21 protein-coding genes and 1 pseudogene are annotated in these 22,679 nt (G+C 45.0%); 2 read left to right on the top strand and 20 right to left on the bottom strand.

Annotated features, from left to right (window positions below):
* The coding region (locus CBF27_RS03455) for an LPXTG cell wall anchor domain-containing protein (protein WP_126812459.1) at nt 1-839 on the top strand (839 nt) is incomplete at its 5' end.
* Between the two features lie 33 nt (nt 840-872).
* Here CBF27_RS03455 and CBF27_RS14090 read toward each other — a convergent pair.
* The 4 genes and pseudogenes from CBF27_RS14090 to ahpC all read right to left on the bottom strand — a co-directional run bounded on the left by CBF27_RS14090 (nt 873) and on the right by ahpC (nt 4,211).
* A pseudogene (locus CBF27_RS14090) lies at nt 873-1,632 on the bottom strand (transposase).
* A 106-nt stretch (nt 1,633-1,738) separates the two neighbouring features.
* Nucleotides 1,739-1,924, bottom strand: coding sequence for a hypothetical protein (locus CBF27_RS14080; protein ID WP_170174991.1), 186 nt, complete (start codon nt 1,922-1,924; stop codon nt 1,739-1,741).
* A 176-nt stretch (nt 1,925-2,100) separates the two neighbouring features.
* Nucleotides 2,101-3,636, bottom strand: coding sequence for an alkyl hydroperoxide reductase subunit F (gene ahpF, locus CBF27_RS03445; protein ID WP_126812457.1), 1,536 nt, complete (start codon nt 3,634-3,636; stop codon nt 2,101-2,103).
* Nucleotides 3,637-3,647: 11 nt separating this feature from the next.
* A complete protein-coding gene (gene ahpC / locus CBF27_RS03440; RefSeq protein WP_126812455.1) occupies nt 3,648-4,211 on the bottom strand; it encodes an alkyl hydroperoxide reductase subunit C in 564 nt (187 codons plus the stop codon).
* Between the two features lie 432 nt (nt 4,212-4,643).
* On the opposite strand from ahpC, the gene mafR reads away from it, so the two are divergent.
* Complete coding sequence (gene mafR / locus CBF27_RS03435; RefSeq protein WP_126812453.1) at nt 4,644-6,098, top strand: global transcriptional activator MafR; 1,455 nt, start codon at nt 4,644-4,646, stop codon at nt 6,096-6,098.
* Between the two features lie 42 nt (nt 6,099-6,140).
* Here the strand turns inward: mafR and CBF27_RS03430 are convergent, their stop codons facing one another.
* The 16 genes from CBF27_RS03430 to CBF27_RS03360 form a co-directional block, all read right to left on the bottom strand.
* On the bottom strand, nt 6,141-8,723 hold the full coding sequence (locus CBF27_RS03430) for an HAD-IC family P-type ATPase (protein ID WP_126812451.1): 2,583 nt from the start codon (nt 8,721-8,723) through the stop codon (nt 6,141-6,143).
* 104 nt (nt 8,724-8,827) lie between these two features.
* Nucleotides 8,828-9,556 carry a hypothetical protein gene (locus CBF27_RS03425; RefSeq protein ID WP_126812448.1) on the bottom strand — a complete coding sequence of 243 codons (729 nt, stop codon included), beginning with the start codon at nt 9,554-9,556 and terminating at the stop codon, nt 8,828-8,830.
* Nucleotides 9,557-9,763: 207 nt separating this feature from the next.
* Entirely contained in the window at nt 9,764-10,564 is an 801-nt protein-coding gene (gene proC / locus CBF27_RS03420) for a pyrroline-5-carboxylate reductase (RefSeq protein ID WP_126812446.1), read from the bottom strand.
* Nucleotides 10,565-10,735: 171 nt separating this feature from the next.
* Nucleotides 10,736-11,383 (bottom strand): amino acid ABC transporter permease, encoded by a 648-nt coding sequence (locus tag CBF27_RS03415; protein WP_126812444.1) that lies wholly within the window; start codon nt 11,381-11,383, stop codon nt 10,736-10,738.
* Nucleotides 11,380-12,225 carry a transporter substrate-binding domain-containing protein gene (locus tag CBF27_RS03410; protein WP_126812442.1) on the bottom strand — a complete coding sequence of 282 codons (846 nt, stop codon included), beginning with the start codon at nt 12,223-12,225 and terminating at the stop codon, nt 11,380-11,382. The genes CBF27_RS03415 and CBF27_RS03410 overlap by 4 nt, the downstream gene beginning before the upstream one ends.
* A gap of 245 nt (nt 12,226-12,470) precedes the next feature.
* Nucleotides 12,471-12,638 carry a DUF6903 family protein gene (locus CBF27_RS14075; protein ID WP_170174990.1) on the bottom strand — a complete coding sequence of 56 codons (168 nt, stop codon included), beginning with the start codon at nt 12,636-12,638 and terminating at the stop codon, nt 12,471-12,473.
* Complete coding sequence (gene gnpA / locus CBF27_RS03405; RefSeq protein WP_126812440.1) at nt 12,628-14,793, bottom strand: 1,3-beta-galactosyl-N-acetylhexosamine phosphorylase; 2,166 nt, start codon at nt 14,791-14,793, stop codon at nt 12,628-12,630. Before gnpA ends, CBF27_RS14075 begins: the two co-directional genes overlap by 11 nt.
* Nucleotides 14,794-14,802: 9 nt before the next feature.
* Nucleotides 14,803-15,666, bottom strand: coding sequence for a carbohydrate ABC transporter permease (locus CBF27_RS03400; RefSeq protein ID WP_126812438.1), 864 nt, complete (start codon nt 15,664-15,666; stop codon nt 14,803-14,805).
* An 11-nt stretch (nt 15,667-15,677) separates the two neighbouring features.
* Nucleotides 15,678-16,571, bottom strand: coding sequence for a carbohydrate ABC transporter permease (locus tag CBF27_RS03395; RefSeq protein WP_245985932.1), 894 nt, complete (start codon nt 16,569-16,571; stop codon nt 15,678-15,680).
* Between the two features lie 62 nt (nt 16,572-16,633).
* Nucleotides 16,634-17,962: a carbohydrate ABC transporter substrate-binding protein gene (locus CBF27_RS03390; RefSeq protein ID WP_126812436.1), complete on the bottom strand. Its 1,329-nt coding sequence runs from the start codon at nt 17,960-17,962 to the stop codon at nt 16,634-16,636.
* Between the two features lie 92 nt (nt 17,963-18,054).
* A complete protein-coding gene (locus CBF27_RS03385; RefSeq protein WP_126812434.1) occupies nt 18,055-18,870 on the bottom strand; it encodes an AraC family transcriptional regulator in 816 nt (271 codons plus the stop codon).
* Nucleotides 18,871-19,006: 136 nt separating this feature from the next.
* Nucleotides 19,007-20,398: an oxaloacetate decarboxylase subunit alpha gene (locus tag CBF27_RS03380; RefSeq protein ID WP_126812432.1), complete on the bottom strand. Its 1,392-nt coding sequence runs from the start codon at nt 20,396-20,398 to the stop codon at nt 19,007-19,009.
* 53 nt (nt 20,399-20,451) lie between these two features.
* Nucleotides 20,452-20,595 carry an OadG-related small transporter subunit gene (locus CBF27_RS03375; RefSeq protein ID WP_126812430.1) on the bottom strand — a complete coding sequence of 48 codons (144 nt, stop codon included), beginning with the start codon at nt 20,593-20,595 and terminating at the stop codon, nt 20,452-20,454.
* A gap of 34 nt (nt 20,596-20,629) precedes the next feature.
* On the bottom strand, nt 20,630-21,751 hold the full coding sequence (locus CBF27_RS03370) for a sodium ion-translocating decarboxylase subunit beta (protein ID WP_126812428.1): 1,122 nt from the start codon (nt 21,749-21,751) through the stop codon (nt 20,630-20,632).
* A 44-nt stretch (nt 21,752-21,795) separates the two neighbouring features.
* Complete coding sequence (locus CBF27_RS03365; protein ID WP_126812425.1) at nt 21,796-22,203, bottom strand: acetyl-CoA carboxylase biotin carboxyl carrier protein subunit; 408 nt, start codon at nt 22,201-22,203, stop codon at nt 21,796-21,798.
* A complete protein-coding gene (locus CBF27_RS03360) occupies nt 22,187-22,555 on the bottom strand; it encodes a hypothetical protein (protein WP_126812422.1) in 369 nt (122 codons plus the stop codon). The genes CBF27_RS03365 and CBF27_RS03360 overlap by 17 nt, the downstream gene beginning before the upstream one ends.
* Nucleotides 22,556-22,679: the final 124 nt, after the last annotated feature.

Below are 22,679 nucleotides of genomic sequence, written 5' to 3'. Positions count from 1 at the left end.
ACACTGTCAGTTCTTGGGCGCCATTCCAAAGCAAGTTGCAGAAAGCGCAATCTGTCTTGAAAGATGAGGATGCTACTCAAGCTGAAGTTGACAAAGCTGCCAATGAACTAGTCAAAGCGTTGAGCGGGCTGGTGATAAAACCAGCTGTTGATAATAAAGTCAACAAAGACTTGTTGAAACAAGCAGTAGAAATGAATACTGGATTCACTGAATCTGACTATACACCTGAAAGCTGGGATTCTTTCGCTGATGCTCTAGCTAAAGCAGAGGCTGTATTAGCTGATGAGGAAGCGACACAAGCAGAAGTGGATGCTGCAGCAAATGCTCTTATTAAAGCATCTTCCGAATTGAAACTTATGCAAAATGAAACGGTTCCTAACCCTGATCCAACTGATCCTGTAGATCCGACTGATCCTGCAGATCCAACTGATCCTGCAGATCCAACTGATCCTGCAGATCCGACTGATCCTGTAGATCCAACTGATCCTGTAGACCCAACTGATCCTGTAGATCCAACTGATCCTGTAGATCCAACTGATCCTGTAGATCCAACTGATCCTGTAGATCCAACTGATCCTGTAGATCCAACTGATCCTGTAGATCCAACTGATCCTGTAGATCCAACTGATCCTGTAGATCCAACTGATCCTGTAGATCCTGCAGATCCTGCAGATAGTGCAAAAGCAAAACCTGCTGTCAAAACAACAACAACGACAGTTACGAAAAAAGTGTTGCCGCAAACTAACGAAATTGGCAATTACAAATTAACTGGTCTTGGCGTTGCCTTGTCAGGTCTAGCATTGGCTCTTTACTGGTTGAAAAAGAAAATTGCTGAATAGTAATCAGCACTTCGTCAAATCGGACCGATAGTATCACCTATGAACATCGGAGTAAGGAATAGTTTTCCTTCTCCGGTGTTTCTTTATTTGAATCAACCCACTGGTGCGCATATTGGTAAAGCTCCTAAAGCCATAAGCTATTCGTTTTAAGGTCTTAATATGCGTATGCAGGTTCTCTAAACGCCCATTAGAATACGGTGTGGTAAAGGCTAAGTGAATGCCGCTCTCGTATTTAAAAAAGGCTTTTTTGATATGCTTCAACTCCCCCGGCAGTTCATTTGGCGCGTCTTTAAGTAGATTGAAGAACTGGTCAGCATCTTTGGCATGATAAGCTGCAAAGAGTTGTTGGTAGTAATGATAAGCCGTTTTTAATTCAGAAGAAATCAATAATAAGCGGTCCACGACTTCAGCATCAGTCAAATAACTCCACCCAAAGTTTCGTCCCTTTTTAAATGTGACGTAATCCAACTTATCCGCAGACTTCAAGAGTAATTTGTACAATGATTTTAATTGTCGATACAGTTTGGCTTGGGCAGCATTCGTTTGATCAAGGTGCTTCATGACACGTATCCGAACAGCGTTAAACCCTTTGTTTAAGTGTTGAATCATATGAAACCGGTCCGGCATTTGGGAAACACTCCCTCATCAACGCAAAGTAGAGAGCGTTCATATCTATCACGATATAGCAGACTCTGTCACGCGCCTTGCGGTCAAAGCGCAGGAAATACGCGACCAAGTCTTTTTTCCTGCGGCTCGGTAAAATGTCAAAGAGTTTGCCGGTATCGCCGTCCATGCAGGAGAAGGAGTATTTTCCGTAACATGATGGTAACGAACGGAATTCATCGAATAAGAGACACGTCGGTAACTAGTCTTTCTTCTGGTTAATTTCGCCAGTCAATTCAGATAATGTGCGCAGGATGGTTGTGCTTGACACTTGGCAACGGGCAGCGGTTAAACGAGCGAATCAAGTCAGTTTCAGCAATCATCACCTTCTTCCCTTTGTATACATCTTCATGACAGTTGTGGATTTGGATATATTTATCTTTCACTCCGAGTAATTGTTTGATAGGATGAGATGTCGACATATAAAATCTTCCTTTTTAGATAGTGTTATGGTGATTCTATTCTAACGGAAATTTTGTATGTCGGCTTGTTTTTTTACAAAAATAATGAGACTGATAGAATTTTTCTATCAGTCCCATTATTTATAGCGGCTTGGTTCATTTTTAATACTGACCCAAATTTCTTAAACCTTACTTCCCTATATATTCCTAATCATATAATCAAACGCGCCAAGAGCCGCCGTTGCACCGGAGCCCATTGAAATAATGATTTGTTTATACGCGCTGTCCGTGCAGTCGCCTGCAGCAAACACCCCCGGCATGCTGGTTGCGCCGTGCTTGTCGACCAGAATTTCTCCCATCCGGTTGCGCTCCACAGAATCGCCGAGCCAGTCAGTTACCGGAACGAGACCTATCAAGATAAAGACCCCGTCCAACGCCAGATGTGTTTCCTCGCCAGTCTCGCGGTCAGCATAGGTTATACCGTTGACTTTATCAGTACCGGTAATCTCTTTGGTTTGGATATTGGTCAACACTGTCACATTCGGCAGTGAATACAATCTGTCCTGCAGCACTTTATCAGCTTTTAATTCCGGCATAAATTCCAAAACAGTCACATGGTTGACGAGACCGGCCAAATCGATAGCCGCTTCGATACCCGAGTTGCCGCCGCCGATAACTGCAACATTTTTACCTTCAAACAGCGGGCCATCACAATGCGGGCAGTAAGCCACCCCTTTGTTTTTGAACTCCTGCTCACCGGGAACACCGATATTGCGCCAGCGGGCACCGGTTGCCAGGACAGCTGTCTTGCTTTTAAGTACTGCGCCGTTTTCCAAGGTCACTTCGACCAGGTCTTTTTTCTCAATGCCGGAAACACGCTGCGACTTCATGATATCGACGTCATATTCTGACACGTGCGCTTCAACTTGGGCCATCAGCTTCGGTCCTTCGGTGTATGTCGTGCCGATAACATTTTCGATACCGAGTGTTTCGAGTACTTGTCCACCGAATGTTTCAGCCACTAATCCTGTGCGGATCCCTTTTCTGGCAGCATAGATAGCTGCACTCGCCCCAGCTGGACCGCCGCCGACCACCAATACGTCAAACGGGTCTTTTCCTTCAAATTCTGAAGCGTCCGCCGGTCCTGCTATTTTCTCGAGAATTGCTTCAATCGTTGTGCGTCCGCTTATAAACTCTTCGCCGTCCAGCATCACAGTCGGTACAGCCATGATGCCTTTTGCCTCGACTTCATCTTTGAACATGCCGCCTTCAACCATCGTATGTGAAATATTAGGATTCAGGACGCTCATGATATTTAGCGTCTGCACCACATCCGGACAGTTGTGACAAGTTAAACTGACATATGTTTCAAACGCCAGCTGTTTATTGATTTGTTTAATTTGATCAGCTGCCGCCTCATCAATCTTAGGTGCCCGTCCGCCTACTTGAAGAAGTGCGAGAACCAGCGAAGTAAATTCATGTCCAAGAGGAATGCCGGCAAATACAATGCCGCTGCTTGCCTCGCCTTCCCGATCAACGGCAAAACTCGGTGTCCGCTTCAAACGTCCTTCTTTGACTGTTATTTTAGGTGTCATATCAGCAATTTCGTTGATAAACTCCGCCATCTTTTGCGAATTTTCGCTACCGTCCAGACTGACCGTCAGCACGAGATTATTTTCCAATAAATCAAGATATTGTGCCAATTGGCTTTTTAACCCTGCATCTAAACTCATGGCAATTCTCCTTAAATCTTACCAACCAAATCAATGGTTGTTGTCAATGTTTCTTCGCCCTCTTTCCACTTGGCCGGACATACTTCGCCCGGATGTGTGCGCACGTATTGGGCTGCTTTAATTTTATCAATCAGGATGCTTGCATCGCGTCCGATACCGTCTGCATTGATTTCGATACTTTGGACCACTCCGTCCGGATCAATGATAAACGTGCCGCGCTGCGCGGTCCCTTCTTCTTCGTCCAACACGTCAAATATACGTGAAATTTTATGAGAAGGATCACCAATCATAATATATTCGATTTTACCGATTGCGTCTGAATGGTCATGCCATGCTTTATGGGTAAAATGAGTGTCAGTGGATACAGAATAAACTTCCACTCCCAGTTTTTTCAAGTCATCATATTGTCCTTGCAAGTCCTCAAGCTCAGTTGGGCAGACAAATGTGAAATCAGCCGGGTAAAAACAAACAATGCTCCAGCGTCCTTTAAAATCTTCTGATGAAACGTCGATGAATTTTCCTTGGTGATACGCGTGTGCTGAAAACTCTTCAATTTCTTTACCAATTAATGACATGTAAGATTCCTCCCGATAAATTATTGTTCTTTGCAGAACGATATGTAAAATAACTTACAATATTAATTATGAAGCTTCAAAAAAAGAAAGTCAAGACATTTTTGTAATTATTCCCTTTTTATAATTATTATAATTATACTCCGAGGTACTACGGCTTTATTTTAACATCTTTGAATATAATTATCATAATCATTCTCATTTGCATAAACTAATTTATTACAACTGACAGCAGCTCTTCACTCTTATGCATGATTCACAGATAGTGCGATAATCTTTTAAAAAAACACTTTTGTCAATTTTGTCATGTATAAAAATTAGCCATCATCCTGATTTTTTGATAAAATTTTCTAAGGAATAAAGACTCACTATTTGTGAAAACAAGCACATACCTACACCCTGCTGTGCGGCCTATGTGTGTCTGGAGGAAACACCATGTACTTTTTAGCAAAACAACTTATCACTGAAAAAGATATCCGCAGAAAAATCGCCATCATCGAATGCCTTGTGAATCAAGAAAAAGCCACCGCCAAACAGATTGCTGCGCTTGTCAAGACAACCGAACGAACTGTCTTTAATGATATTTCCCACATGCGGAGCGAACTGCCCGCAGGCTGGGTAATCGAAGCAGAGGGCAACAACGGCATGCAGCTGGTCAATTACGGCAGCACGCCGGCAAATCACATCTGGGAAAATTTCATGAATGATTCCCTCGGTATCCGTATCGTACGGGAATTATTGAAAACAAGTCAAGTGCCGGTCCAGCTGTTCGCAGCCGAAAACGGTGTGTCTTTTGAAACACTGCGGCGCCATATCACCAAAATGAATATGCAGCTTGACTCATTCCATTTAAGCATCCGTTTGACAGCAAAGACACTCTATTGGAAAGGAGATGAAATAAACATCCGGATTTTTTACCACCGCCTGCTGCTGCCGTTTACCCACAACAACTTCTTCTTTGACGATTATCCTGTTCACGAAAGCAACTATCAGTTCTTTTTGAAACAGCTCAGACGAAACGATCTTGACGTTGCAACTGAGACAGTGTTCGGTACTTGCTGGTTTTTCATCAATACGATTCGCATAAAAGCGGGGTGCCGTTTGTCTGATGATATGGCAGCGAATTTCGACGACCCGTTATTCGTGCTCTTTAAACAATACTTGGAGACATTGTACGAGTCGGAGGGGATTTACATAAAAGACGACGAGCTGTTTTTTGCTTTTTTCTGTTTTCTGGAAAGCTGGGGATATAATAAAACACTGCCTCCCGTACTGCAGCAAACTATCGTGTCGCATTACCAGCATCTCATTTCCTACTGCGACGCAACTGCCGGAAAAATCAGCGCACATCTTGGTAAAACCGTTAATTTGACAGCTTTGACTGACGGCCTGCTTTTATTCTTTTTAAAATACGCGGAGTCGCATATACTTGCAGACCGCTTTCTGTTGGAACATCAGGAACTGATTGAATTCAGCCAAGACAAATTTCCTGAACTGTTCCAGTTTATAGATCATCTGATAAACCACAGCAACAGCATAATCAGAGTGGCTGATTCAGCACCTGTCGTCAGCACATTGCTGCTGATCACACAAGACGCATTGCTTTCTGTCAATCAAACATGGTTGACCGCCTACTTTGTCTTTCAAGGCGAGCCTGCCTGGAAAAACTATCTGTATCAGGAACTTCAAGGCTTGTTAGGAAGCCGCGTCGCATTGGCAATGACAGAGCTGGACGAGCTGCCGCACTTGCCCGGCGGTGACAGCGATATCCTTATCAGCAACATGCTGATTGAATCCTCTTTGACATTGCCTGTCTATTATATTTCATCCATCCCGACCCGCAACGAATTAGACCGTTTAAAACGGGCTGTTTCGTCCTTGTATTTATAAAAACCGAGCAGCTTCAGCCATTGGTTAGCTGAAGCTGCTCGGTTAGGCAAGTTTTGTCCTGCTCTTTCTACCCGCCAGATACTTGGTAATCATTTTTTCGGTTTCAACGATGACAAAAAGAATCGCGCCAACCAGTATCAGTTGAATCTGCTGTTCTGCCGACAGCGGGACTGTGCCGAGAAGCGCATTGCCGTACGGGGTATTGACAGAAAAAAACTGCAGTATGAACAACGCGCCAAACGAGATGAATAATGCTTTATTACGGAACATGTTGCGATTGATTGCTGGATGGAGCAGTTCACGGCAGCTGAGCATGTAGCATGCTTGAGACAAAACAATCCCTTGCAGCAGTACTGTTTGTCTGACCGCAGTGTCCTCGAATTGGGAAGCAACAATAAAACAAGGCACAGTAACCAGCAATGACACATAAAAAATCCTGAACAGGCTGTAGCCGGACAAAATCGGCTCGTTCACAGGGCGCGGCGCACGAGTCATTGTATCGCGGGCAGCCTTTTCAAAACCAATTGCATAGGAAAGTGCCACAGTCGTAACCATGTTGACCCACAATACTTGAGTCGGGCTTAACGGCAGCGGCATGTTTGTCAACAGTGCAACCAGAACAACCAGCCCCTGCGCCAAAGAGGAGGGCAGAAAAAAATGAATGGTTTTGGTTAAATTGTCGTACAGGCGTCTGCCTTCTTTGACCGCCCGGGCAATTGTGGCGAAATGGTCATCGGCAAGTATCATATCTGCCGCCTGCTTGCTGACATCACTGCCTTTAATCCCCATAGCAATCCCAATATCTGCTTTCTTTAGTGCCGGCGCATCGTTGACGCCGTCCCCGGTCATCCCGACGATTTCGCCATTTGCCTGAAGTGCATTGACGATTCGCAGTTTCTGTTCAGGTGTTGTCCGGGCAAAAATATCCACCTCTTGTACGAGGCTCTGCAAAGAAGCATCAGACATGCTTTCGATGTCGCTTCCTTCCAGTACGCGGCAAGTATGCTTCATCCCCAGTGTTTCGCCAATGGCCCGTGCGGTGTCCTTATGGTCTCCCGTAATCATTTTCACGGCAATCCCTGCCTGCAAACATTGCTCAACCGCAACGATTGCCTCCTCTTTCGGCGGATCGATTATCCCCGCCAAACCAATCATCTGCAAATCAGACACATCCTCATGCTCAACTGTCTGTCCCGAAAAATCCGGTTTGACGGCAAATCCCAACACACGTCTGCCCTTTTTTGTCAACCGGTCCGTTTGTGTCTGCCAGTAGTGCCGCTCCTGTTTTGTCAGCCGACTTTGGGCCAGCAATTTTTCCGGTGCGCCTTTTACATAGAGGCAACGTGACTTATCCGGCAAATCATGTAGTGTGGCCATAAATTTATGCTCCGAATGAAACGGCAATTTGTCGATTGCCGGTAAAAAATCGCCGGATAGTGGTTCTGAATACATCAGCAATGCCCGCTCTGTCGGATTTCCCGATAACTCAGACAACTTCTGGCAGCTGTCAGTCCGGATGTCCTGACAGCTGCTCATCACTGACAATAAAAGCTGTTCTGCTTTTGTTACCGCGGCACTGGTATCAAGCTGGCCGTTTTTGGTAATCACATCTGCTACTGTCATATCGTTTTTGGTCAGTGTCCCTGTTTTATCCGAACAAATAACAGTCATAGCACCCAGCGTTTCGACCGCGGGCAAATGTTTGATGATGGCATTCTCTTTAGCCATCGTGTTCACACCCATGGATAAAATCATCGTTAATACTGCCGGCAGTCCTTCTGGTACAACCGCCACAATCAGTGCAATCAGCGCTGACAGCAATAAATTAAATTCCATCCCGTACCTGAAGACCGCAAACACGACGACAAAAGCGATTAAAACAAGCAAGCCTTTGACAATCAGTTTATTTAAGTGTGTCATTTTTTTGATTAACGGCGTTGTCTGCTGCGCCACAGATAAAAGTGCCGCATTGATTTTGCCAAGCTCAGTTTTATCGCCGGTAGCAACGACAACACCGCTAGCTGTCCCCGACTGAACAAGTGTTCCTGAAAAAGCCATATTTATACGATCCCCTAAAGCAACATCTGCATCAAACATCATCTCTTTTTTTTCTATAGGAACTGACTCGCCAGTCAGGACAGACTCTTCAATCACCAACTCTGATGTGCTGATTAATCGTAAATCAGCCGGCACAACGTCACCCGAACGCAGCAGTACGATGTCGCCGGGTACCAGAGCCGCGGTATCGACGGTGACTTGCTTGTTCTCTGATAAAATAATGGTTTCCATACCCATCATTTGCTTTAATCCGTCAAGGGACTCTTCTGCTTTCCGCTCTTGAAAGTAGCTGATACACCCGTTAATGAGGACAACTGCAAAAATAATCGCCATCTCAATGTAATCGCCGGTCAGTCCTTTTAAAATTCCGGCTGCAATCAGCACGATGATTAACACGTCGACAAAGTGCTTACCGATTTTTTGCCATGCTTTCAGCGGCTCTTTTTCAGATAACTGATTGCTTCCCGCAGCTTCCAACCGCTCTTTTCTTTCATCAGCTGACAAGCCTTTAAGTGATGTGCCAAACTCGTTTAAGACTGTATCAGTTTCTTTTTGATGCCATGTCACGTGCGTCAACCCTTTCTCTTATCTCGTTACACCAACAGTATAACGCTGTATTATTTGAAAAGATGCGCGGTTTTTTCATAGTTTCATGAAATTTTCTGCTAGATTTAATTATCAGTCTGTTTTTCCGCTGTCTCCAAATAGCTGGCAGGAAATCGCCATTTCAAGTAAAAACACATGAAAAACACCACCGCCAGCAGCGACATACTGTAAGATGACGCCATCATGTATAAGCCTGTCACCAGCTGCAACGACCCGTAAAAACCAACCAGCACAGAGATACCTGCAAACATCGGGATGCTGCCCAAAAGTATTCGGCAACCCCACTTTTTAAGCAGTCGAAACCACTGCTGTCCGCCAGCAGCTTGTCTTTTTTTCATCAGGAAAACATAGATAAAATAGCCCGTCAAACTGAACCGGACGAACAAAAGTATGAAAAACTTGCACAAAGAAACGAGTCCTAAGCAAATAAAACTGCCCGCAAGACCAATAATCAGAAAAAAAAGCATGACTTGCAAAAAGAATATCAATGACTGTGTCAACTCGGACTTGCGTGATTGTTTAAGAAAGAGGAAAAAGCCTGAAAAACTGACAAAAACGACGAGTATGCCAAGTACAAGCAAGTCAACTGTCACTGACGACTGACTCGTGAAAAACAGCCGGTTTAATCCGAACCAGCTAACGCCATTAAGTACAGCAAACACACGATTGATTTGGACAAGCCGTTTTTGCGAAAAACCGGCGATTTTCGCAAAAAGCCAAACACCCTCAAATTCCCGCTGTTCAAATTGAGCCAAGCTGAAAGGATGCAGTTTTTTCAGAATGGTTTTTATCACCGTCAATCTCACCCGCCAGATTCTTTTTCAGCTGAACAACCAGCTGTCTTGCTCCATTGTAAAACTTTTTTTGACTGATTTCTTATGTTTTATTCGTGCAAAAAATGAATTTATTTATAACTGGACAAGCAATAAAAAAACACGCAAAAGCCCCCGAAACAACTCCGTCTCGGGGGAATGCCTGTCATTTTTGATCGTTTCAATCAATTACATGTTTCGGTTCTTTTCAGCAGCCACGCGTACAGCTTCAGCAGCTGCTGCCCGGAAACCATTTTGTTCCAAAGAATTAACAGCCAAAATGGTCGTTCCTCCCGGTGAGCACACCTGATCTTTCAACTCGCCCGGATGTTTGCCTGTTTCCAGCACCATCTTGGCAGAACCCAACACCGTCTGGGCGGCAAATTGATAAGCCATCGGCCGCGGCATCCCTTCAGCCACAGCACCATCCGCCAATGCTTCGATAAAGAGATAGACATACGCCGGCGAAGAACCGCTGACGCCGACAACAGCATCCATCAATTTTTCATCAACCAGTTCCGCTTTGCCGAAACTCTGGAAAATGGCAAGGACCTGCTGCCGCTCATCGGCCGTTAACTGTTTATTCACACTGATGGCAGACATGCCTTCACCGACCAGTGCCGGTGTGTTCGGCATCACACGCACAACTTTATGTTCCGGAGTCAGAATATCCGTCAACTGTGTCAGCGTGATACCTGCCGCAATAGACACCACCAGCTGCTCTTTAGTGATACGGCCGGCGATTTCACCGAGCACTGCCGGCAAGATATTCGGTTTCACCGAGATAACCAGAACGGCACTTTGTTTTGCCAATTCTTCTGTTGAGGACACAGGCGTAATGCCCAATTCATCATGCAGCTGGGTCAATGCAGCCGGATTGACATCAAATACAAAAATATTGGGTGCCTCATATAATCCGGAACTGATTAACCCGGTAATGATTGCCTTGCCCATATTGCCGCCGCCTAAAAATCCAATCGTCTTCTTCATTTTCTCGTCTCCTTCATTGTTTCGCTATTCATTTCTATTATAGCCCAGAACGCTCTGATTTAATATGGCAATTCCAACTGAATTGTCTGAAACAATGAAAATTAGCCGGAGAGATACACACAAACAGGTTTCCGACCATTCTCCCGAAAAGTCAGAAACCTGTCTTGTTTGTTATGAATAGCGGTTTATGCTGATTTCAATCCGTTTCACCAGACGCTCAATCCCGATACACAGCAGCCAATAGATCACGGCAATCAAGACATAGAGACTCATGTAATTAAACTCCCGTCCGCCGATTATTTTAGCTTTTTGGAAAATATCAGGTATCGTAATCATCGCGGCAAGGGATGTGCCTTTCAACAAATCAATCGCCACATTCCCCAATCCCGGCACAGCGAGCCGGAAAGCCTGCGGCAAAATAATCAGGCGCAAAACAGCTGGTTGAGTGAACCCTAAAGACCTTGCCGCTTCCCACTGCCCTTTGTCAATCCCTTGGATAGCTCCGCGGTAAATTTCCGTTAAAAAAGCGGCGCTGGTCAGCGTAAAGCAAATCAAGACTGCCGATAATGCTGACAAGCGTACAGGCAAACCAAAGTAGAGTAAAAACAGCAGCACCAGTGCCGGTATGCCTCTGAAAAAAGACACGTACAGCCGAACGGCAGACCGAATCAGCGGATTTCTCGCATACCCGACAAAAATCAGTACAATGCTGACCAGATTGCCTGTTAAAAAACTGGCAAATGCCAAACCTATTGTATACGGCAAGCCGGTCAGGACAAAAGGCAGCGACTCAATCATTAATTTAATGTCTAATGTCATTTGCTTTCCTGAAGCGGCGTAATTTCTTGAAACTCTCCGGTCAACTCTTGCGACACGTCATCGCCAAAAAACTGCTGCGCCAGTTTGCTCAGTGTCCCGTCATCCTGCATGTCCTTCAATGTTGCATCAATTTTTTTCCGCAGTGCCTGGTGATCCTTTTTAAACAGAAGACCCGACGAAGACGGATTGAAATAAACATCTTCCAAAATCTTCACGGGAATGTCAGGCAGTGCCCCCACCGACATTTTCTGTAAATAATAGTCATTCAGAATCACATCTGTCCGGCCATTTGCCACATCAGTCAAATATTGATCGTTGGTCGCATTATCATAAACCACCAGTTCGGCACCATAACTTTCCGCAAGCTTCATGTAACCGGTCGAAGCTTCCCCGGCTGCCCGCTTCCCTTTCAAGTCTTCCAGCTTGCTGATACCTGAATTATCGCTTTTCCTGACAATCATACTGTCAAAGGAATATTTAATCGGCGTTGACAGGCTGAAACGTTTTTCACGTTCCTTGCTCAAGCCAAAATCATTTGCCGCAAAATCAGCCGTACCGTTGTTGAGGGATTCCAGCTGACCGTCCACATTGTATTCTTTAAACGTGATATCCCAGTTCAGCCGCTTTGCAATCTCCCTGGATACTTCCACATCATAACCAGTCAATTGCGTATCATCATTATAATATGAGCTGGGAAACAACGTCCCCGACGTTGCCACCGTCACTGCTTTCTTTTTCTCCACTTTCGTCAAACTATCGTCTCCTGACGATTGACTGCTGCCGCAAGCTGTCAGCGTTAAACCGATGACGGCAGCTGCAAATCCAAAAAGCACCTTCTTCATAAAAAAGACCTCCACAAGTTTTCTTTGATACGTTGGCATTATAACACCACTTAGGAAGTGCCCTTGTTGCAAACGCCTGTCAATCGGCACAAAACAACTTAATTTGCATGAGAACGCCGGTTTTCCGGGAAATAACGGAGCTTTTTGCATGCTATATAAAAACTATTTTGCTTTTGAAACAAAAAACAACACAGTCAGTCTGCCCTTACTCCAGACTAACTGTGTTATTTTTAAATCAGACACTGTCATTGATAGCGGCGGTTGTAATCCCACAGCAGTACCAGCAAGCCTGACAAACCAGCCAGCATTTGAACTGTTCCGGCATAACCGATATGTTTCTGACCAACGACAATCAGCCCCAAACAAACCAAAAACATTACGACTTTCAAGCCAATCCGCTGTTTAGATGTCATACGATTCCCTCCAGACTATTTCGCCGCCTGCCAAAGTCAAGCGGCACGGAACACCTGCACCGTCAAACACCGTTGCTGTTCGCTCTTCACTTGAGTTATTAATGACAGCAGACTTGCCCGCTTTTGGATAGTAATGCACTTCTACATTAACATCATCACTGTACCATTGTTTTAACATCGCTTCTTTATGTGCGGCAAAGTGAATGCTCCGCAGCAGCAAATCGGCATTTTCTGCACAATAAGGCAACCCGCTGATGTACACACTGCGTCCGGCGCCAATCTCTTTTACCGCAAGATTGACCGTACCGTTTTCATAATGCAAGATAGTCGTGTCGCCGTCGATTGCATATATATTTTTCTGTCCTTCGCCAAAATCATAACGGGTCATATTTTCTGTCAGGAAGTGCCGGTCTGCCGGCTGGACAAAATACTTGTCTGTCGACAAACTGAAACCTAACTCCTTGTCAACGCCGAGTAAAGACGCAAGCTGGAAATATCGGCCATTGCAACTGACAGCCGACGGTTCGCCGATACCGATAAGACCGCCTCCTTCGATTACCCACTGATTGATTTTAGCGATAAGCTCAGCATCCAGCCAATGTGTGCCGCCGGAAAAAGACGTCCCCGCATCGCCAGCATTAATCAGCACATCCACCTCTGCCAGCCGTCCTTCCCTGACATCGTCGAAGCTGAGAAAAACCACCTTTACTTTTTGGCCGGATAATGCTTCAAGCACGCCAAGATAACTGTATGTCTGTTGATACCATAGTGCATGGGCAACCATATGTGTCTGCCAGCTGCGCAATTTTCCCCACGCATTGACAATTCCTACTGTCACACTTGTATACGGCTCTATGTGAGCAATCGTGGCGTAAATTTCTCTGAATTCATCAGCTACTTTGCGGATGTATTCAACAAAATCGGGAAACTGGTTGGCCAGACTCAAATAGCCGCCGTAACCAATCCGGTCAACCGGTTTGCGCATAATGGCACGCCGGGCAGTCAGCCAGTTTTCTTGAGCTTCAACAGTCGGATCATTGCCCTCTCTAAATACATCCGGGAAAAAGTAGGGTAAGAAGCGCCCTTCCGTATAACGGACTGATGGAATCTCGGAAATCATCCGCAGCGTTGTGCCGTTGCCGACACTTCCAACAACGGCATCCAAGCCGATCGTGCTGAAATACTCACCATATGGTTCAGTTCCAATCCAGTTGTCACCTAGAAACATCATCGCTTCTTTTCCGCTGTCATGGACTAAATCCACAAGCGTGCGCGCTTCCTGGGAAACAAATTTCTGGATAAATGTCATGTAATCTAAATACCGCTTGCTGGGCACTCTGAACGTCGAATTATAATACCCTTCGTCCACAAAATCTTCAGCCCTGAGCCGGTATCCGTAAACTTTCTCAAAGTCAGATAACGCCTGAACTGAGACTGTCATACCATAGCCGAACCAGTCCACAAACTTTTCTTTGCGGGCATCATTAAAAAACAGCGTAAAATGGTAGAAGAAAGTCGTAAATCTGACAATGTCCGTTTGGTCATTCTGCGTGAGCCAATCCTTTAAAAAATCAGCCATATACTGTTTAGAATGTTTTTTTCTGACATCAAAGGGAATGTCATGAGGGACATCGCCCCAATCGTTTGTGATGTGGTTGTACATCTGTGTCGGGTCCCAAATCACATACGCTAAAAATGACACTGTGTATTCGTGATAAGGTGTGACACCTGTCACGTTGACCTGTTGTTTTGTCTCATCATACGTCCACGAAGCACTGTCAAGCAGCTCACCGGTAGTGCGGTCAACAACCTCCCAATAAGTATTTGGCGGGTCATCGTGATTCGGTTCGATCTGCTCGCTGAGAAAGCCGGTCATAATATCTATTTGGCATGTGTCGGACGTTGCCATCACCCGTTCGCTCAATAAAAACATCTGCTGGATTTCATCTCTGTGCTGATTAATAAAGTCATTATGATTCCGTGCCACAAAGTAAGTCGTATAAACTTTTTCAGCCAGCTGTTTAATTTCGTCATCAAGTTTTGTCCCGTCACTATCCCTTATCCCGTCTGCTCCCCACAGTTCAATCAGCCGTTTTGTTTCTTCCAAATAACCTGATTCGCTTGGAATCGTCAATCTTCCTCTTTTGCTTGTCATTTTCCTCACCTACTCCTTACTTCCGCCTACTGTCATCCCTTGCGTCAGCTGTTTCTGAACGAGTATATACAGCAGCAAAGTCGGCAGCATGACAATTACTAGTCCGGCATACAGCTGTCCGTAATTTGCAGCTGCTTTCTGTCCGGCCATCAAATTAATCAACCCAACAGGCAGTGTTTTGTTTTCGCCCGGCAGTAATGTCAAGGCGATAATGTACTCGTTCCAGAAACTTAAAAAGTTAAACAAAATCACTGTGATGATACTCGGCTTGGCTAATGGTGCCATCACAAAGACGAGCGTCTTGAAAAAGCCGGAGCCGTCCATGTATGCCGCCTCTTCGTACGTTTTTGACAGCGTCCTGAAATAGTTCGACAGCAAATAGATGGTAAACGGCAGGGCCGTTGCTGCATAAACCAGTGACAGCACAAATAAATTATCTATCAAAACACCCGTTCCGGTAAGCCGTCTGGCTAATTTGTCGCCATCCAGCAACATCAGAAAAATAGGCACAACGATATAATTTGAATTAATGAACAGCCCTGTCATAAACAGTGTGTTCAACAAACCTCTGCCCGGAAATGTAAACCGTGCCAGCACGTATGAGGCCGGCAACGCAACGATAATCAACATTACCAGTGCCAGCAAAGTCACTTTGACCGAATTCAACATATACAGTCCCATATTGGCTTTTTCGAATGCTTCTATAAAATTTTGTACATAAACACCTTTCGGCAGTGACCAGGGATTTCCGTAAAACTCGGCATTTTCTTTGATTGAAGCTAAAAACACCCAAGCGATTGGAATGATAATCGAAACTGCCAGTGCAATCAGTACCAGATAAACAAACAACTTATACAATTTATTGCCCTTCATACTGCTCGCTCCTAAAATTCATATATTGGGCGTTTTGTTATGTTGTTCAAAATTGCCGACAGGGCAAATGAGAACAGAAAAACAACGACGCCGATTGCCATTCCATAACCGTAAGATGAATTGGTGTATGCTTGCTTGTACATGTAACTTAAAAACACTTCCGTTGACCCGTCCGGCCCGCCATTTGTCATGGCCTTCACCAGAAGGAAACTCAAATTGATTGTACTGATGACAAAAAATGTCAGTGTCGTACGGATAGTTGACCAAGTCAGCGGCAGGGTAATCTCAAAAAACTGTTTGAAAGGAGATGCCCCTTCCAGTGCCGATGCTTCATACAAACTTTCAGGAATACTGGCCATGGCAGCCATATACATCACCATATAATAGCCGATTGCCTGCCAAATCAGGGCAAAACTGATGCTATAAATGACGATTTGCTGATTACCCAGCCAAAGCTGCTGGAAGTTTTCCAGCCGAAACACTTTCAGCAAGCTGTTCAAAAGTCCGCTTGTCGGGTCATAAATCGCAGAGAAAATCGCCGCAATCACGACAATCGATAAAATATTCGGGATATAGAAGATGACCCGGAAAAAAGTGACGCCGCGAAACTTTTCCCTCGTCAAAATTGAGGCAAAAATCAAAGACAATGTCAAAGTGACAATGGTAACGATCACGATTAATAAGATAGTATTCTGAAATGATTTGAAAAAGAGTGCATCTTGAATCAGCTGTTTAAAGTTATTAAAGCCGGTAAACTGTTTGTCCGCCGTGTAGCCGCCCCATTTAAAAAAGGACATGAAAAATACATTGACGGTCGGATAAACCATGAATATCAAAATCAGCAGTGTAGCTGGCAGCAAGCAAAAAAAGATAAACAGATTTTTTTGTTTCTTTTCACTCAACATGTTCACACCTCCGTGTAAGTGGCATGGCAAAGGCTGTTACCAGATAACAGCCTTTGCATCGCTTATTTTGCAGCTTCTCTTAATTTATCGGTAGCCGCTACGATATCTTTTTGCCAGTCTGCCACCTTTTTGTCGCCTGATACGATACTGTCTACCGTGCCAAAAAGCGTGTCTCTCAAGTTGACGCCTTCCACAGAAACAACATTTTCCAGTCCGCCCAGAACCACTTTCGCATCGTCGTCATAAATACTGTAAAAGACTTTGTTCTCGCCGTCCAGTTTATCCGATATGCCTTTTATCGGTTGGATAGCTCCGGATTCTTTGAAGATATCTGCCGCTTCATCAGAGTACATGTAGCTGATGAACGCCTTGCCTTCTTCCTTGTTTTCAGCACCAGCCGGCATCCAGATCTGTTCAAAGAATGTGTATGAATAACGGTCACCTGAACCAGCAGCCGGCAATGGCGTCAAACCCCATTTAAATCCGTCGGCTCTAGGTGCATCTTTCATCTCTCCTGAAACCCATGTGCCGTTCGGCATGAAAATCGCTTTGTTATCCAAAATCAATTGTTGATTTTTGGTAAAATCCTGATCGTTAGCATTGGCAACCGTAGTCGGCTCTGTGTAAGAGGCAAGTTTGCCGATGATTTCAAGAGCTTCGGTTGCTGGCTTGGAAGACCAGGCCCCTTCTTTATATGTCATAGCATCTTCAAAAAATTCCGGTCCGCCGGCTACTGACAATAAACTGTACATAAACGAATCGAGATAACCGGTCGTCGGATACGTAAACAAGGCAATGCCTTTCTCTTTTGCTTTGTCACCCAGCTCCCACATCTCATCCCAAGTTTTCGGGAGTTCCCAACCGTTTTCTTCCAAGAGGCTGCTGTTATAAAACAAACCGGTCGGCGAGTAAAACATTGGTGCCAAGTAAGTCTTGCCGTCATTGTACGGATTAGTTGCTAATGTGTCGGTGAAGCCCTCAATCAGCTTCTCGGATACTTTTGTGTCTTCGCCGGGAACTGTCATCTCGAGCACATCTGATAAATCTTCCAAGTTTTTGTCTTTGATAAACGTTTCGGTCAAGCCGGCTTCGCGTCCTGTGGCCAATAAAATGACATCAGGATAATTGCCGGCTTTCATATCCGGACCAATGACATCCTCCAATTTTTTATCGACTGTCAATTCAACTGTGACATCAGGGTTGGCTTTTTCATACGCTTGTTTGATTTGCGACCACATGTCAGCACCGTAACCAGATTCCAGCGCAGCTACTTTCAAAACAGATTTGTCTTTGTCTCCTCCGTCGCCGCTGTCTTTGCTGCTGTTTCCGCAGCCTGTCAACACGAGCATACCGGCAAGCCCTGCGAGCAGAAATGTTGATAACCGTTTCATCCTAAAATCCCCCTATTTATTTTTTATGCCCTCATCATATCAGAAGTGTAAGCGTTTGATTTTATAGAAATTGGTGTTTTTTTTAGAGATATTTATTTTTGAGCTTGACGATAGGCACTCGGTGTCATATCTGTCATTCGTTTGAACACTTGTGAAAAATAGGATTGGGAGGAAAAGCCGTTGATTGCACTGATTTCTTCTATCATGTAGTCGGTGTCTTCCAGCAGACGCTGTGCATTCATGATACGCCTTTGGGTCACGTAGTCAATCGGTGTGGTACCGTACGTGTCTTTAAAATAATGGATGATTTGATACCTGTTCAGATGAAACCGTTCTTCGAGAAACTGAAGTGACAAATTTTCTTTGTAATGATTGTCAATATAGTCCTTTATTAGTTTTAACTGCCGGTTCGTCTGCCTTTCCGGCACATCTTCAATCGGCACGATGCCGAAATTGGTTTCCCGCAACAATCTGATGAGAAAAATTTCGCAAAAATTTTTCAGTACCCGCTCCTTTCCTTTCTTTTTATGCGATATTTCATAAATCGCCGGTTTCAAAATTGCAATCAATTCCTCAGAATAATCGGTCACAACGTGAAACGGGGTTTGCTGGTTTTTTTTGTCGGTCAGTTTGATGTTTGTCAGCCCAATGACCACATAATGCAGCGGTGTGTCATCATGGGATATTTCCGTATGGCTCACGAACGGATCGACGATAATAATATCTTTGCGTTTAATCGTCTGAGAAACATCCTCCCCAATAAATGTCCCTTTTCCGCTCAAAACATAGATGATTTCCGTAAAATAATGAGAATGAAGCCTGCTGTGCCACTCCTTTTCAGAATAGGTGGACTCCCGTATATACAGAAATTCTACTTGTCTGACCATGTCAATAATCGATGTTTCCACTTGTTCACCTCCGTTATCTTTATGCTTATAAGATACACTAAACGGTTGTTTTTTGAAATACCCCTCCTACTGGAAAGTAAAAAAAGAAAGCAGCTGTCTGAATTATCAGTGCTGCTTTCTTTCAGCCTATTGGCGTTTAATCTGCAATGGTGACATTGATTTCCTGAACAGGCACATCATAAAAAGGGTCTTCTCTCCGACCGAGAAAATCGCGTCCCTGTTTTGGAAACATGGCGAACATCAGGACATCTTCTTCAGAAGTCGCATATTCGCTGATTTCTTCAGCGAATACCGGTAATTCCGGCGGCAGCAAATCGGCCGGACGGACTGTCATCACGTCTTCATCGCCGATCAGCAGGTTCTTCATCTCCGGTGAAATAGGCGCAGGTGATTGGCCGTACAGACCGCGGACATAGTCTTTAATCTCATTGGGCACCAGTTTGTAGCGCTCGCCGCTGATGACATTCAGCAATGCCTGCGTACCGACCATTTGCGACAAAGGCGTCACAAGCGGCGGATAGCCTAAATCTTTTCTAACGTTGGGGACTTCCTGTAAGACTTCGATGTACCGGCTTTCCAGATGCTGCTCCTGCAGCTGACTAAGCAGGTTGGACAGCATGCCGCCGGGAACTTGATAAACAAGCGCCTTCGGTTCCGTATCTTTGACACGCGGATTTAACCCGCCTTCGTCTCTGAAGCGGTCGCGTACTGTATTAAAGTAATCTGCCATTTCAGAAATCTGCGACATATCCAAAGAGGTTTCATACCCTAGGTTGTTAAGCGACAACGCCAGCGACTCCGTTGCCGGCTGACTGGTTCCGCCTGAAAATGACGAAATACATGTGTCGATAATATCCGCTCCGGCTTCCACTGCTTTTAAGTATGTCATTTCCGAAATGCCGCTAGTTGCATGCGTATGGATTTCCAGCGGCAGTGCGACTGTCTGCTTGATTCGTTGAACCAGCTGATAGGCATCTCCCGGCGTAAGAATCCCCGCCATGTCTTTGATGCAGATAGAATCCGCCCCCATTTCCTCAAAACGGGACATAAGGTCAACATAATAATCAATCGTATGGACCGGGCTGGTGGTATATGAAACCGCTGCTTGACAATGCCCGCCATACTTTTTAATCGAATCAAGCGATTTTTGCAGATTGCGGGTATCGTTCAGCGCATCAAAAATACGAATAATATCAATGCCGTTCTCTAGAGATTTTTTGATAAATGATTCAACGACATCATCTGCATAATTTTTATAGCCTAAGAGATTTTGGCCTCTTAACAACATTTGCAGTTTAGTGTTCGGTGTGTGCTTGCGGATAGTCCGCAGCCGCTCCCAAGGGTCTTCATTCAGAAACCGGAGACAGGCATCGAACGTCGCCCCGCCCCACACTTCGAGGGCATGGTAACCGGCCTGGTCCATCGTTTTCAAAATAGGAAGCATGTCTTCAATCGGCATACGTGTGGCGAGCTGACTTTGCTGGCCGTCACGCAACACGGTTTCCATCACATCAATCTGCTTTTTCATGAGAAACTCCCTTCATCGTTTTCGGTATTTGCACTGTGTCACATACGCTGACGTCAGTTTGTCTCTTTTTTACCCGGAAAAATTTTTAACAGGATAATCGACACAAGATACAGCAAAAACAGGACGAGAAACACACCGCCCATGCCGAAAACCATCAGCTCCAGAGCTACTCTCAGTGCATTCACATCAATCGACATACTCTTTCCTCCTGTCATTTATTTTATTAATCCTTTACAAAAAGAAGGCCAACAGCAAGCCGCCCGCTATCACAGATGCAATTTGCCCGGATACGTTGGCGCCCACTGCATACATCAGCACAAAATTTTGAGGATCTTCCTCTGTCGCCATTTTCTGAATAACACGAGCCGACATCGGAAAGGCGGAAATTCCCGCTGCACCAATCATCGGATTAATCTTCTCTTTGCGGAATAAATTGAGTACTTTGGCAAACAGCACGCCGCCAACCGAATCCATAATGAAGGCGACCAGACCGAATAAAATAATCATCAATGTCTGAATATTAAGAAACAGCTCCGCCTGCATTTTTACGGAAATCGTCAAGCCAAGTAAAATGGAAACGATATTGACCAGTTCGTTTTGGGCGGTGTTGGACAGCCGGTCCAGCACGCCGCACTCCCTCAGCAGATTGCCGAACATCAGAAAACCGACAAGCGGGAGCGACACAGGGGCGATCAAGCCCGCGACAATCGTAATAATGATTGGAAATAATATTTTCGTCATCTGCGAAACGCTGCCTGCATGATAGGTCATTTTAATCTGACGTTCTTTTTTGGTCGTGACAGCTTTGATGGCTATCGGCTGAATAATCGGGACGAGCGCCATGTATGAATAAGCCGCGACAGTGATCGGGCCAAGCAGGTTCGGCGCCAGCTGATTTGACACAAAAATGGATGTCGGACCGTCAGCTGCCCCAATAATGCCGATAGCGGCTGATTCTTCAATAGTAAAACCCGCCAATACCGCAATAATAATTGTAAAAAATATACCAAACTGGGCCGCAGCCCCAAATAATAGCATAAACGGGTTTTGCAGCAGCGGTCCAAAATCAATCATTGCCCCGATGCCGATAAAAATCAATAACGGAAACAATTCATTGCCGATACCGATATTAAAGAGCACGTCAAAAACACCTTCGGTTTCGGAACCGTTGACTGTCTGAGTCAGTACGCCCGTATTTGGAAAATTGACTAAAATAGTTCCTAAACCCATAGGCACCAATAACGTTGGTTCATATTCTTTTTTAATCCCCAAATACATCAGCAGCATGCCGATCCCCATCATGAGCAGCTGCCCGCCAGTAATCGCTGTGATCCCTTCCAACAATGTTTCCACGTAGTCATCACCTTCCTGAAGTTTGCTTTGTGCAACACGCCGGATTACCCAATCCCGATTAATTTAGTCCCCGCATCAACCGTTTGACCGAGGTTGACAAAAATATCGGTGATTTTGCCGTCTTGCGGTGCCACAATCTCGTTTTCCATTTTCATCGCTTCAAGAATCATTAACGGCTGATTCACTTTTACCGTATCGCCGATCGCCACGAATAATTTTAAAATCGTCCCGGGCATCGGCGACGCCATGACATGTTCAGGCTCCATCCTGCTTGCTGCTGCTTGTACCGGCTCTTGCGGGACAGCGGCTGGCTCCTCCTTTATATCAGGAAGCGGTTGGGACGGCGGCTGGACGGCGGTGGCTTGCGCAACAGGTTGAGAAGAAGCAGTCAATTCTTCCATTTCGACTAAATATTCTTTACCATCCACTGAAATCTTAAACTTTCTTAACATACTGTTCCTCCTGTTTTTTGACTTTGATTGACTTAATGACATATTGACAGCCGGGATTATCAAACGCTGCTACTGCCGATGAGAGAGCCGCAACTAACTGAAATTCGGGATTTCTCGCCCAAATACGTGTGACAGACAACTCTGTTTGCGCTTGATTGCCGGCGGCGATACTGGCTGCCAAAACTGCTACCAGTTCTTTCTCTTTTTCCGGCATAGCCTCCTGAGACCATTCGGGAAGCTCTTCCCACTCAGTCGCCGTTGAATCGGAAGCCGTCACGTCACATGGGCCATGATGATTTGACGGACCTTCAGTACTTTTTTTTCTGCCGAATAAACGGGTGAAAATGGACACTTTTTTCGATACCTCCTTCCTTTTATTGAACCACACCAATGTTATTGATTGCGTTTTCAAAAAGCCGGTCTTTTTTACGAATAATAGATTTAGAAAACGAATTAATCTTTATCTTTATTATACA

It is taken from the genome of Vagococcus acidifermentans (assembly GCF_003987655.1).
GTDB classification, from domain to species: Bacteria; Bacillota; Bacilli; order Lactobacillales; family Vagococcaceae; genus Vagococcus_B; species Vagococcus_B acidifermentans.
The sequence above is the reverse complement of the archived record's forward strand: the minus strand, read 5'-3'. Positions and strand labels throughout refer to the sequence as shown.

What these genes read in the sequence shown, in the direction of transcription:
- CBF27_RS03390 (WP_126812436.1), bottom strand. Translation starts at nt 17,962, where the DNA reads ATGAAACGGTTATCAACATTTCTGCTCGCAGGGCTTGCCGGTATGCTC.
- CBF27_RS03395 (WP_245985932.1), bottom strand. Translation starts at nt 16,571, where the DNA reads ATGTTGAGTGAAAAGAAACAAAAAAATCTGTTTATCTTTTTTTGCTTG.
- CBF27_RS03400 (WP_126812438.1), bottom strand. Translation starts at nt 15,666, where the DNA reads ATGAAGGGCAATAAATTGTATAAGTTGTTTGTTTATCTGGTACTGATT.
- gnpA (WP_126812440.1), bottom strand. Translation starts at nt 14,793, where the DNA reads ATGACAAGCAAAAGAGGAAGATTGACGATTCCAAGCGAATCAGGTTAT.
- CBF27_RS03415 (WP_126812444.1), bottom strand. Translation starts at nt 11,383, where the DNA reads ATGACATTAGACATTAAATTAATGATTGAGTCGCTGCCTTTTGTCCTG.
- mafR (WP_126812453.1), top strand. Translation starts at nt 4,644, where the DNA reads ATGTACTTTTTAGCAAAACAACTTATCACTGAAAAAGATATCCGCAGA.
- CBF27_RS03380 (WP_126812432.1), bottom strand. Translation starts at nt 20,398, where the DNA reads ATGAAAAAGCAGATTGATGTGATGGAAACCGTGTTGCGTGACGGCCAG.
- ahpC (WP_126812455.1), bottom strand. Translation starts at nt 4,211, where the DNA reads ATGTCATTAATTGGTAAAGAAATTGAAGAGTTTTCAGCACACGCGTAT.
- proC (WP_126812446.1), bottom strand. Translation starts at nt 10,564, where the DNA reads ATGAAGAAGACGATTGGATTTTTAGGCGGCGGCAATATGGGCAAGGCA.
- CBF27_RS03410 (WP_126812442.1), bottom strand. Translation starts at nt 12,225, where the DNA reads ATGAAGAAGGTGCTTTTTGGATTTGCAGCTGCCGTCATCGGTTTAACG.
- CBF27_RS14080 (WP_170174991.1), bottom strand. Translation starts at nt 1,924, where the DNA reads ATGTCGACATCTCATCCTATCAAACAATTACTCGGAGTGAAAGATAAA.
- ahpF (WP_126812457.1), bottom strand. Translation starts at nt 3,636, where the DNA reads ATGAGTTTAGATGCAGGGTTAAAAAGCCAATTGGCACAATATCTTGAT.
- CBF27_RS14075 (WP_170174990.1), bottom strand. Translation starts at nt 12,638, where the DNA reads ATGACATCTAAACAGCGGATTGGCTTGAAAGTCGTAATGTTTTTGGTT.
- CBF27_RS03365 (WP_126812425.1), bottom strand. Translation starts at nt 22,203, where the DNA reads ATGTTAAGAAAGTTTAAGATTTCAGTGGATGGTAAAGAATATTTAGTC.
- CBF27_RS03375 (WP_126812430.1), bottom strand. Translation starts at nt 20,595, where the DNA reads ATGTCGATTGATGTGAATGCACTGAGAGTAGCTCTGGAGCTGATGGTT.